Genomic DNA, 11,168 nt, shown 5'->3' with positions numbered 1-11,168 from the left:
CGTGCCCACGCGCGGCGGGGCTGGCTCGTGCAGCGGTGCTGGGTCGTGCGGCGGGGCTGGCTCGTGCAGTGGGGCGACCTCGCGCCGCGGGGTGGTCGCGTGCCGTACCGCGGACTCGTACCGCCGCAGGGCGAGCCCCGCCACCCGTGGGTGGTCCGCGAGGGGCGTGGACACCGCGTCGGCACCCGCCTCGGCCAGCGCGACCGTGAAGCGTCCGGGCGCCAGCAGATGCGTGGCCACGACCACCCTGCGGTGCCCGGCGGCCCGCAGTCGGGCCACGGCTTCCGGGACGGTGGGCTCGGCGGCGGAGCAGTACGCGGTCCGCACCGGGACGCCCGGCAGCAGCCGCCGCAACTGGCGGGCGGCGACGAGGGCCCCGTCATTGCCCCCGGACCGCGACGACCCGGCCGCGGCGAGCACCACCGCGTCGGCTCGCACCTGCGCGCGCTCCTCGGTCTCGCGCAACCGGTCCCGCAGGGCGAGCGCGACGGCGGGCTCCCCGCGGAGGCCCTCCGTGAGCAGACAGCCCGGTCCCCGCCCCGCGACGACGGCGGGGATGTCGACGGTGCGGTGATACCCGTCCCCGAGGAGGAGGGGGACGACGACGGCGCGCTCCGAGAGCGCCTCGGCGAGGGAGGGCGACTGGTGGTCGAGATGCCCCACGACCGGCCGGATCCCGCCGAGCCGCTCGACCGTGTCGCACAGCCGCCCGAGAGTGGCTGCGGCGGTCGGCAACGCACTGCCGTGCACGGCGAGAACGAAAGGTCGCACTGCTCGGCCCACCCGTGGTTCGAAGACGTGGGATCGCGGCGAGCGGGCCCGGAGCGGGAAAGTGGTGTCGCCGCACTCCCGCCCCGGAAACCGCATCGCGTCGGGCTGCGCTCTTGGTCGGGGAGCAGCCCGTCACCCACGACGCTACGCCCGCGCCCACCGCGAACCCGCCGCCAAAAGCCCCGATCCCCCGGGCCGTTGGGCCCACCCAGAGGGGCCCTTCTCGGCCCGGCGCCACGCCCCGACCGGCCTACCGTCAAGAGGTACGCGGTCGGCCACAGGTGACCCAGCCACCACGGGTGACCCAGCCACCACAGAAGCTTCAGCCACCTCAGACGACGGAGTGTGCCCCCATGATCCAGACCCTGGTGCTCATCGGCCACGGAATGGTGGGCCAGCGCTTCCTCGAGGTGCTCGCCGAGCGCGGCGCCCTGGCCGACCCGGCCGCTCCGCAGGGCCCCGGCTGGCGGGTGACCGTGCTCGCGGAGGAGGGCAGGCCCGCCTACGACCGCGTCCATCTGTCCTCCGCGTTCACCGGCGCCACCGACGCCGAACTCACCCTCTGCGAACCCGACTTCATCGCCCGCCACGGCATCGACCTGCGCCTGGGCGACCCGGCCGAGCACATCGACACCGCGGCCCGCACGGTCACCACGACATCCGGCGCCACCGTCGCCTACGACGCCCTGGTCGTCGCCACCGGCTCCTACCCCTTCGTCCCGCCCATCGAGGGCGCCGACGCCCCCGGCTGCTTCACCTACCGCACCCTGTACGACGTCGAGACCCTCACCGCGTACGCCGCCGAAGAGGACCGCACCACCGGCGTCGTCATCGGCGGCGGCCTCCTCGGTCTGGAGGCGGCGGGCGCCCTGCGCACGCTCGGTCTGCGCACCCACGTCGTCGAGTTCGCGCCCCGTCTGATGCCGCTCCAGGTCGACGACGGCGGCGCGGCCGCGCTGCGCTCCACCATCGAGTCGATGGGCGTCGCCGTGCACACGGGCGTCGGGGCGAGCCAGGTCGAGACGGACGCCGACGGCTACGTGCGGGCGCTGCGGCTGAGCGACGGCCGCACCATCGACACCGACGTCGTGGTCTTCTCCGCGGGCGTACGCCCCCGGGACCGCCTCGCCCGGGAGGCGGGCCTCGCGGTGGGCGACCGGGGCGGTGTCGTCGTCGACGAGCACTGCCGCACCACCGACCCCTACGTCTACGCGATCGGCGAGTGCGCCCAGAGCGCCGACGGCCGCGTCTATGGCCTTGTCGCCCCCGGCTACCAGATGGCCGAGGCGGCCGCCGACGCTCTCGCGGGGGAGGGCACTTCGGTCTTCACCGGCGCCGACACCTCCACCAAGCTGAAGCTGATGGGCGCCGACGTCGCCTCCTTCGGCGACCCCTTCGCACCCGAGGGCGAGGACGGCGGGGCCGTCTCCGTCGTCTTCTCCGACTCCCGTGAAGGCGTCTACAAGAAGCTGCTCCTCGGCCCCGACGGCCGACTGCTCGGCGGCATCCTCGTCGGCGACGCCGACGCCTACGGCACCCTGAAGCCGCACGCGGGCCGCGCCCTGCCCGCACCCCCCGAGGCCTACGTCCTGCCCGCGGCGGGCGCCGAACTCCCGGGCGCCGACGCCCTGCCCGACGACGCCGTCGTCTGCAGCTGCCACAACGTCACCAAGGGCGCCGTGCGCACCGCCGTCGCCGAGAACTCCCTGACCGACGTCGGCGGCATCAAGCGCTGCACCAAGGCGGGCACCGGCTGCGGCGGCTGCCTCTCCACCCTCCAGTCCGTGCTCGACGCGGAACTCGCTGCCGCCGGCATCGAGAAGCCCAAGGGCCTGTGCGAACACTTCGCGCTGAGCCGCGCCGAGATCTACGAGACGGTGCGCACCGAGCACATCCGCTCCTTCACCGAGCTGATGGCCAGGCACGGCCTGGGCGGCGAGGGCTGCGCGGTGTGCAAGCCCGTCGTCGGCAACGTCCTCGGCACCCTCGCCCCCGAACTCGGCCTGCGCCACGTCCTGGACGGCGAACAGGCCACCCTCCAGGACTCCAACGACCTCTTCCTCGCCAACCTCCAGAAGGACGGCACCTACTCGGTCGTCCCGCGGATCCCCGGCGGCGAGATCACCCCCGACAAGCTCATCGTGATCGGCGAGGTCGCCCGCGACTTCGGCCTCTACACGAAGATCACCGGAGGCCAGCGCATCGACCTCTTCGGCGCCCGCGCGGACCAACTCCCCGCCATCTGGCGCCGACTTGTCGACGCGGGCCTGGAGTCCGGCCACGCCTACGGCAAGTCCCTGCGTACGGTGAAGTCCTGTGTCGGCGCCAAGTTCTGCCGGTTCGGGCAGGGCGACTCCGTCCAGCTCGCCATCGACCTGGAGCTGCGCTACCGGGGCCTGCGCACCCCGCACAAGATCAAGGGCGGTGTCTCGGGCTGTCTGCGCGAGTGCGCCGAGGCCCGCGGCAAGGACATCGGCGTCATCGCCACCGCCAACGGCTGGAACCTCTACGTCTGCGGCAACGGCGGCACCACCCCGCGCCACGCCGACCTGCTCGCCGCCGACCTGTCCACCGCCGAACTCCTGCGCCTCGTCGACCGCTTCCTCATGTACTACCTGCGCACCGGCGAGCGCCTGGAGCGCACCGCCCCGTGGTGCGAGCGCATCGGCGGCCTCGACCACCTGAAGTCCGTCCTGATCGACGACTCCCTGGGCATCTGCGCCGAGTTGGAGGCCCAGATGGACCGCCACGCGGCGGCCTACCAGGACGAGTGGCAGGCGGTCCTCGACGACCCCGAGGCCCTCGCCCGCTTCGAGAGGCACCTCGCGCGGCCCGCGCCCGAGTTCCTCGAGCCGGGCCGCGGCCGGGCGGCCGTCCTGCCCGACGGCACCGAGGCGGCCCTCTTCAAGGACGCCGCGGGCACGGTCTACGCGGTCGGCAACCGCGACCCGTTCTCCGGGGCCGACGTGATCGCGGGCGGCATCATGGGCACCCGCGGCGGCCGCCCCGTCGTGGCCTCGCCGATGCACAAGCAGGAGTTCGACCTGCGGACCGGCGAGTGCCTGGACGACCCCGCGGTCGCGCTCCCCGTGCACGAGGTGCCGACGGCCGGGGCCGCGGCGCACGAGGTCTGAAGTCCCGCCGCACTCCTGATCTTTGGCCCGGACGGCAGGTGCCCTACGCCTCTGCTGTCCGGGCCCCGCGCGACGGATCGTGGAGACGTCAGGCCCCGTAGCAAGGTCGGGACCCTGAGGGAACTGGGAACCAACATGAGATCGCCTGCCGCCGAGACGGCGCAGACCGCGCCGACGGGCACGTCGTACGACCCCGCGCAGTACCGACCCGGCAAGACCATCACCGACTGGGAGCCGGAGAACGAGCTCTTCTGGAAGGCCACCGGCAAGAAGGTCGCCGCCCGCAACCTGTGGATCGCGGTCCCGGCCCTCCTGGTGGCCTTCGTCGTCTGGCAGGTGTGGTCGGTCACCGCGACCAACCTGAAGGACGTCGGCTTCGGCTTCTCCACCTCCCAGCTGTTCTGGCTGACGGCGGTCCCCGGCCTGACGGGCGGCACGGCCCGCATCTTCTACACCTTCCTCGGCCCGATGATCGGCCAGCGCCGGTTCACCGCGCTCTCCACGATCGTCCTGGTCGTCCCGCTGATCTGGCTCGGCATCGCGGTCCAGAACCCCGACACCTCGTACGGCGTGATGACCGCCATCGCCGCGCTCTGCGGCATCGGCGGCGCCAACTTCGCCTCGTCGCTCGCCAACATCGGCTTCTTCTTCCCCAAGAAGGACAAGGGCAACGCCACGGGCATCAACGGCGGCCTCGGCAACCTCGGTGTCTCCGTCGTCCAGCTGCTCACCCCGATCGTCATCACCAGCTCGGTCATCGCGGTCGGCTCGGCCCAGCACAAGGCCGACGGCACGCCCGTGTGGCTGCAGAACGCCGCGTTCCTGTGGGTGCCGGTCCTGGTGATCCTGGCCGTCGTCGCCTGGTTCGGCCAGAACGACCTCAAGGTCGCGTCGACCCCCTTCAGCCAGCAGAAGATCATCTTCAAGCGCAAGCACAACTGGCTGATGACCTGGCTCTACGTCGGTACGTTCGGTTCCTTCATCGGCTTCGCCGCCGCCCTGCCGATGCTGATCAAGACCACGTTCACGCCGATCGACGCGGCCTACTCCGCGGCGACGTACGCCTGGATGGGCCCGGCCGTGGGCGCGCTCGCCCGCTGGGCGGGCGGCTGGATCGCCGACAAGATCGGTGGCGCGCGGGTCACCATCATCTCGTTCGTCGGCATGGCGATCTCCATCATCGGCGTCATCAACTTCCTTCCCTCCGGCGGCGACAACGGCAACTTCTGGGGCTTCTTCGCCTGCTTCCTGAGCGCGTTCTTCTTCTCGGGCATCGGCAACGGCTCGACGTTCCGGCAGATCCCGGTGATCTTCCGCAGCCAGCACCTCAAGGGCCTGACCGAGGGCACGCCCGAGTACACCAAGGCGCTGAAGCAGTCCGAGATGGAGGCGGGCGCCGTCACCGGCTTCACCTCCGCCATCGCGGCGTACGGCTTCTTCTTCATCCCCGCGATGTTCGCCAACTTCGCGGTGACCAGCGCGATGTGGGGCTTCGTGGCCTTCTACGTCAGCTGCATCGCGGTCACCTGGTGGTTCTACGCCCGCAAGGGCGCGGAGGCACCGAGCTGACGCATCGAGCAGCTCGCCTTTCCCGGTCATCCCGTACCACGGGGTGGCCGGGAATTTCTTGTGAATGCATTCACAAGCGAACTTAGGCCCAAAGTCCCACAAGAAACCCCAGGTCAGAGCGGTGTGATGGGGTCCGGCGAGAAGGGATTGGGGACCATCGGTCCCCAATCGAGGACCATTGCGGGCCCTCTGATCGATCAAACAGGAGTGGAATGGAGGCGTAGCGAAGAAGCGATACGGAAGGTGCGGGTCATGACTGCCACTCCTGCGGAAACGACAGTGCACGACGGAGCCTGGGAGGGCTTCAAGGGCGGTCTGTGGCGCGACGCCGTCGACGTCCGTGACTTCGTGCAGCAGAACTACATCCCGTACGAAGGAGACGACTCCTTCCTGGCCGGCGCGACCGAACGCACCACCCAGGTCTGGGAGAAGCTCCTTTCGATGTTCCCCACGGAGATCGAGCAGGGCATCTACGACGTGGACGTGAAGACCCCGTCCCGCATCGACGCCTTCAAGCCCGGCTACATCGACGCCGACCGCGACCTCATCGTCGGCCTCCAGACGGACGCCCCGCTCAAGCGCGCCATCATGCCCAACGGCGGCTGGCGCATGGTCGAGGGAGCCCTCAACGCCTACGGCTACGAGGCCGACCCCGAGGTCAGGGACATCTACACCCACCTCCGCAAGACCCACAACGAAGGTGTCTTCGACGCCTACACCCCCGAGATCCGCGCCTGCCGCTCCTCCGGCATCATCACCGGCCTGCCCGACGCCTACGGCCGCGGCCGCATCATCGGCGACTACCGCCGCGTCGCCCTCTACGGCGTCGACCACCTGATCGCCGCGAAGGAGGCCGACAAGGCCGCGCTCGCCGAGCGGTGGGCGACCGAGGAGGTCATTCGCGGGCGTGAGGAGATCTCCGAGCAGATCAAGGCCCTCAAGGAACTGAAGGCCATGGCGATGTCGTACGGCTACGACATCGCGCGGCCCGCCGCCACCGGCCGCGAGGCCATCCAGTGGCTGTACTTCGCCTACCTCGCCGCCGTGAAGGAGCAGAACGGCGCGGCCATGTCGATCGGCCGCATCGACAACTTCCTCGACATCTACCTCCAGCGCGACATCGAGGCCGGCCGCATCACCGAGGCCGAAGCGCAGGAGTTCATCGACGACTTCGTCATCAAGCTCCGCATCGTGCGCTTCCTGCGCACCCCCGAGTACAACGAGCTCTACTCCGGCGACCCGACCTGGGTCACCTGGTCGATGGCCGGCATCGGCGAGGACGGCCGCCCGCTGGTCTCGCGCACCACCTTCCGCGCCCTGCAGACCCTCTACAACCTCGGCCCGGCCCCCGAGCCGAACCTCACGGTCTTCTGGTCGAAGGAACTGCCCCAGGGCTTCAAGGAGTTCGCCTCCAAGGTCGCCATCGACACCTCGGCCATCCAGTTCGAGTCCGACGAGCTGATGCGCCCCAAGTACGGCGACGACACCGCGATCGCCTGCTGTGTCTCGGCGATGGCCGTCGGCAAGCAGATGCAGTTCTTCGGCGCCCGCGTGAACGTCGCCAAGGCACTCCTCTACGCGATCAACGGCGGCCGCGACGAGAAGTCCGGCAAGCTCGTCGTCGAGGGCTTCGAGCCCATCACCGGCGAGTACCTGGACTACGAGACCGTCGCCAAGCAGTACGACGCGATGCTCGGCTGGCTCGGCAAGACGTACGTGCACGCGCTCAACGTCATCCACTACATGCACGACAAGTACGCCTACGAGCGCATCGAGATGGCCCTGCACGACCAGGAGATCCTGCGCACGATGGCCTGCGGCATCGCAGGACTCTCGGTCGCCGCCGACTCGCTCTCGGCGATCAAGCACGCCAAGGTCAAGGTCATCCGCGACGAGACGGGCCTGGCCGTCGACTACGAGATCGAGGGCGACTACCCGGCCTACGGCAACAACGACGAGCGGGCCGACTCCATCGCCCAGCGGATCGTCTCGGACTTCATGGGCAAGATCCGTCAGCACCCGACCTACCGGAACGCGGTGCACACCCAGTCGGTCCTGACGATCACCTCGAACGTCGTCTACGGCAAGAAGACCGGCAACACCCCCGACGGCCGCCGCGCGGGCGAGCCGTTCGCCCCGGGTGCCAACCCGATGAACGGCCGCGACGAGCACGGCTACATCGCCTCCGCGATGTCGGTCGCCAAGCTCAACTACGACGACGCCGAGGACGGCATCTCGCTGACCAACACCATCACTCCGGACGCGCTCGGCCGCACCCCCGAGGAGCGGGTGGCGAACCTCTCCGGAGTCCTGGACGGCTTCATGGCCAGCGACGGCTTCCACATGAACGTCAACGTGCTCAACAAGGCGACCCTGGAGGACGCCATGGAGCACCCGGAGAACTACCCGCAGCTGACCATCCGGGTCTCCGGATACGCGGTCAACTTCATCCGGCTGACCCGCGATCAGCAGCTCGACGTCATCAACCGCACCTTCCACGGCTCGCTCTGAGCCACCGGCTCCCTCCCCGGAGCCGCCCCCGATCCGCGGCCCCGGGGCCGGGCCCTCACCCCGGCCCCGGGTGCCGCGCACACCACGTCCTGCCAGTAGTTCGGGAGTTCCGCCATGGCTGTCCTGCTCGGTACCGACATCCCCGTACGCCCCGTCGTGGCCGATGAGGACGCGGCCACCCCCGCGGCCGCCGCGACCCATCGTCCCGTCACCGGATCCATCCACTCCTGGGACCTGTCCACCGGCGTCGACGGTCCCGGCACCCGCTTCGTCACGTTCCTCTCCGGGTGCCCGCTGACCTGTCTGTACTGCCACAACCCCGACACCTGGCGGATGCGCAACGGCAAGCGGACCACCGTCGACGACGTCATCGCGGAAGCCGCCAAGTACACCAAGTTCATCTCGGCCGCCGGGGGAGGAGCCACCGTCAGCGGCGGCGAGCCCCTCCTGCAGCCCGTCTTCACCGGCGAACTCCTGCACCGCCTCAAGCACGAACTGGGCCTGCACACCGCTCTGGACACCTCGGGCTTCCTCGGCGCACGCGCCACCGACGCCCTGCTCCGCGACGTCGACCTGGTCCTGCTCGACATCAAGTCCTGGGACCCCGAGACGTACAAGAAGGTCACCGGCCGTCCGCTGCAGCCCACCCTCGACTTCGCCCACCGCCTCGCCGACCTCGGCAAGAACGTCTGGGTGCGCTTCGTCCTCGTCCCCGGCCTGACCGACGACCCGGCGAACATCGAGGGCGTCGCCCGCTTCGCCGCCTCGCTCGGCAACGTCTCGCGCGTCGACGTGCTGCCCTTCCACAAGCTGGGCGAGGCGAAGTGGGACGCCCTCGGCAAGGACTTCACGCTGCGCGACACCCCCTCCCCGACACCGGAGCAGGTGGCCGCCGCCAAGGAGATCTTCGCGGCGCAGGGCCTCAAGGCCGTCTGACGGCGGGCGCGGCGCACGGGGCACGGGCCACCCGAACGGCCCAGCGGACGAGCGGCCACCAGGGGCCGTGCCTAGCGTGGCCGCATGAGTGCTCCCACCAGCCACCGGCGGACGGGCGACACCTACCGCCCCGGCTCGACGATCGCGGAATGGCGGCCGGAGGACGACTCCTTCTGGCGCACGACCGGCCACAAGGTCGCCAACCGTAATCTGTGGGTGTCCATCCCGGCCCTGATGCTCGGCTTCGTCGTCTGGCAGGTCTGGTCGGTCACCGCCGTCCGCCTCAACGACGTGGGGTTCGGCCTCACCACCTCGCAGCTGTTCTGGCTGACGGCCATCCCCGGCCTCACCGGCGGCACCTTCCGCATCCTCTACACCTTCATCGGGCCGATCTTCGGCGAGCGGAAGTTCACCGCGTTCTCCACGCTCATCCTGATCGCCCCCATGCTCTGGCTGGGCTTCGCGCTCCAGGACACCGGCACCCCCTACTGGGAGCTCGCCCTGATCGCCGCCGTCTGCGGCATCGGCGGCGCCAACTTCTCCTCGTCCATGGCGAACATCGGCTTCTTCTTCCCCAAGAAGGAGAAGGGCAGCGCCGCCGGACTCAACGGCGGACTCGGCAACCTCGGCGTCTCCGTCGTCCAGCTGGTCGCCCCGCTGGTCGTCACGGCGGCCGTCCTGGGCGCCCCCGCGGGCGACCCCCAGCGCGACACCGTCAAGAACGAGGACGTCTGGCTGCAGAACGGCGCGTTCCTCTGGGTGCCGCTCCTGGTGGTCATGGCGCTGCTCGCCTGGTTCCTGATGAACGGCCTGAAGGTCGCCGCCGCCCCCTTCAGCCGCCAGAAGGTCATCTTCAAGCGCAAGCACAACTGGCTGATGACCTGGCTGTACGTCGGCACCTTCGGCTCGTTCATCGGCTTCGCCGCGGGCCTGCCGCTGCTGATCAAGAACAACTTCGCGGCCTCGGGCTACCAGGCCACCACCTACGCCTGGATCGGCCCCTTCATCGGCGCCCTCACCCGCTGGGCCGGCGGGTGGCTGTCGGACAAGATCGGCGGGGCCAGGGTCACCATGGTGTCCTTCGTCGGCATGGCGGCCTCGCTCGTCGTCGTGATCAGCGCGCTGCCGTCCGGCGGCGACAAGGGCAGCTTCTGGACCTTCTACATCGGGTTCCTCTGCGCGTTCGCGTTCTCCGGCGTCGGCAACGGCTCGACGTTCCGGCAGATCCCGGTGATCTTCCGGGACCTGCACCTGAAGAAGGCGGCGGGCCAGGGCCCGGACGCGGAGGGCGCCGCGCTCAAGCAGGCCGAGATGGAGGCGGGCGCGGTCACCGGCTTCTCCGCCGCCATCGCGGCATACGGCTTCTTCTTCATCCCGGCGATGTTCGCGAACCTCGCCGTCACCACCGCGCTGTGGATGTTCATCGGCTTCTACGGCACATGCCTGGTCGTCTGCTGGTGGTTCTACGCCCGCAAGGGCGCCGAGGCCCCGAGCTGAGCGGGGCCGGCCGGCCCCGTCGACGTACCCTGGAGGCATGAGTACCGCCCCCGCTCCCGAACCGCGCGATCCGGAGAAGCCGAAGAATCCGAAGCGGCCGAAGAACGCTCTGGTCTTCGACGACCCGCTGTTCCAGCAGTCTTCGGACGACACGGACCGGGGGTGGGGCGAGCGGGCCGACACGGGTGGCGACAGCGCCGCCGACCTGGCCCGCTTCCTCGACGAGAAGCCGCCCCACCACCTCTGATTCCGCGCTACTCCTCGCGGTGCCCCGAGCCGCGCTGCGCGACGAGCGCGTCGCGGATCTCCTTGAGGACCTCCAGCTCGGACACCTCCAGGACTTCCTGCGCGCCTTCCTTGGCGGCCTTCCGTGCCGCCTGCTTCGCCAGGTACTTGGCCATCGGCAGCACCATCAGGAAGTACACGACGGCCGCGGTGATCACGAAGCTGAGGACCGCGCTGAGCACGGAACCCCACATGATCGGGATGCCGCTCTCGACCGTCCCGTCGGGCTTCGTCACGCACGGTGCCTTCAGGCACGAGCTGTAGTGGTCGAGATCCTTCGTCCCGAAGGCGCCGACGAGCGGGTTGATGACACCCTTGACCACCGAGTTCACGATGTTCGTGAACGCGGCGCCGATGACCACCGCGACCGCCAGGTCGACGACATTGCCGCGCATCAGGAAGGCCTTGAAGCCCTCCCAGACGCCCGGTTCCTTCTTCTCGCTCACCACGAGGCCTTTCGTTGCA

8 protein-coding genes are annotated in these 11,168 nt (G+C 70.0%); 6 read left to right on the top strand and 2 right to left on the bottom strand.

The genetic code is table 11. From position 1 onward, the window contains the following. A partial coding sequence (locus tag ACFWZ2_RS15700) for a sirohydrochlorin chelatase (RefSeq protein ID WP_384545830.1) occupies window positions 1-771 on the bottom strand: 771 nt, incomplete at its 3' end. A 353-nt stretch (window positions 772-1,124) separates the two neighbouring features. On the opposite strand from ACFWZ2_RS15700, the gene nirB reads away from it, so the two are divergent. From nirB to ACFWZ2_RS15670, 6 genes are all read left to right on the top strand, one after another. Then, the gene (gene nirB, locus ACFWZ2_RS15695) at window positions 1,125-3,905 is read left to right on the top strand and encodes a nitrite reductase large subunit NirB (RefSeq protein ID WP_384545828.1); all 2,781 of its coding nucleotides are present in this window, start codon (window positions 1,125-1,127) and stop codon (window positions 3,903-3,905) included. Between the two features lie 135 nt (window positions 3,906-4,040). Then, window positions 4,041-5,474, top strand: a complete 1,434-nt coding sequence (locus ACFWZ2_RS15690; RefSeq protein WP_384545826.1) for a NarK family nitrate/nitrite MFS transporter — start codon at window positions 4,041-4,043, stop codon at window positions 5,472-5,474. 252 nt (window positions 5,475-5,726) lie between these two features. Continuing rightward, the gene (gene pflB / locus ACFWZ2_RS15685; RefSeq protein WP_384545824.1) at window positions 5,727-7,985 is read left to right on the top strand and encodes a formate C-acetyltransferase; all 2,259 of its coding nucleotides are present in this window, start codon (window positions 5,727-5,729) and stop codon (window positions 7,983-7,985) included. A gap of 114 nt (window positions 7,986-8,099) precedes the next feature. Then, on the top strand, window positions 8,100-8,921 hold the full coding sequence (gene pflA / locus ACFWZ2_RS15680) for a pyruvate formate-lyase-activating protein (protein WP_384545822.1): 822 nt from the start codon (window positions 8,100-8,102) through the stop codon (window positions 8,919-8,921). An 84-nt stretch (window positions 8,922-9,005) separates the two neighbouring features. Further along, entirely contained in the window at window positions 9,006-10,418 is a 1,413-nt protein-coding gene (locus ACFWZ2_RS15675; protein WP_384545820.1) for a NarK family nitrate/nitrite MFS transporter, read from the top strand. Between the two features lie 37 nt (window positions 10,419-10,455). Further along, window positions 10,456-10,665, top strand: coding sequence for a hypothetical protein (locus ACFWZ2_RS15670; RefSeq protein WP_384545818.1), 210 nt, complete (start codon window positions 10,456-10,458; stop codon window positions 10,663-10,665). Window positions 10,666-10,672: 7 nt separating this feature from the next. Here the strand turns inward: ACFWZ2_RS15670 and mscL are convergent, their stop codons facing one another. Then, the gene (gene mscL / locus ACFWZ2_RS15665; protein WP_384545816.1) at window positions 10,673-11,149 is read right to left on the bottom strand and encodes a large conductance mechanosensitive channel protein MscL; all 477 of its coding nucleotides are present in this window, start codon (window positions 11,147-11,149) and stop codon (window positions 10,673-10,675) included. Between the last annotated feature and the right edge of the window lie 19 nt (window positions 11,150-11,168).

Source organism: Streptomyces sp. NPDC059002, from assembly GCF_042740435.1.
GTDB lineage: Bacteria > Actinomycetota > Actinomycetes > Streptomycetales > Streptomycetaceae > Streptomyces.
Note: the sequence above shows the minus strand (reverse complement) of the source record. Positions and strands in the feature narration are given on the sequence as shown.

Excerpts from the sequence above, each read along its gene's own strand:
- nirB (WP_384545828.1), top strand. The coding sequence starts at position 1,125 with ATGATCCAGACCCTGGTGCTCATCGGCCACGGAATGGTGGGCCAGCGC.
- ACFWZ2_RS15690 (WP_384545826.1), top strand. The coding sequence starts at position 4,041 with ATGAGATCGCCTGCCGCCGAGACGGCGCAGACCGCGCCGACGGGCACG.
- pflB (WP_384545824.1), top strand. The coding sequence starts at position 5,727 with ATGACTGCCACTCCTGCGGAAACGACAGTGCACGACGGAGCCTGGGAG.
- pflA (WP_384545822.1), top strand. The coding sequence starts at position 8,100 with ATGGCTGTCCTGCTCGGTACCGACATCCCCGTACGCCCCGTCGTGGCC.
- ACFWZ2_RS15675 (WP_384545820.1), top strand. The coding sequence starts at position 9,006 with ATGAGTGCTCCCACCAGCCACCGGCGGACGGGCGACACCTACCGCCCC.
- ACFWZ2_RS15670 (WP_384545818.1), top strand. The coding sequence starts at position 10,456 with ATGAGTACCGCCCCCGCTCCCGAACCGCGCGATCCGGAGAAGCCGAAG.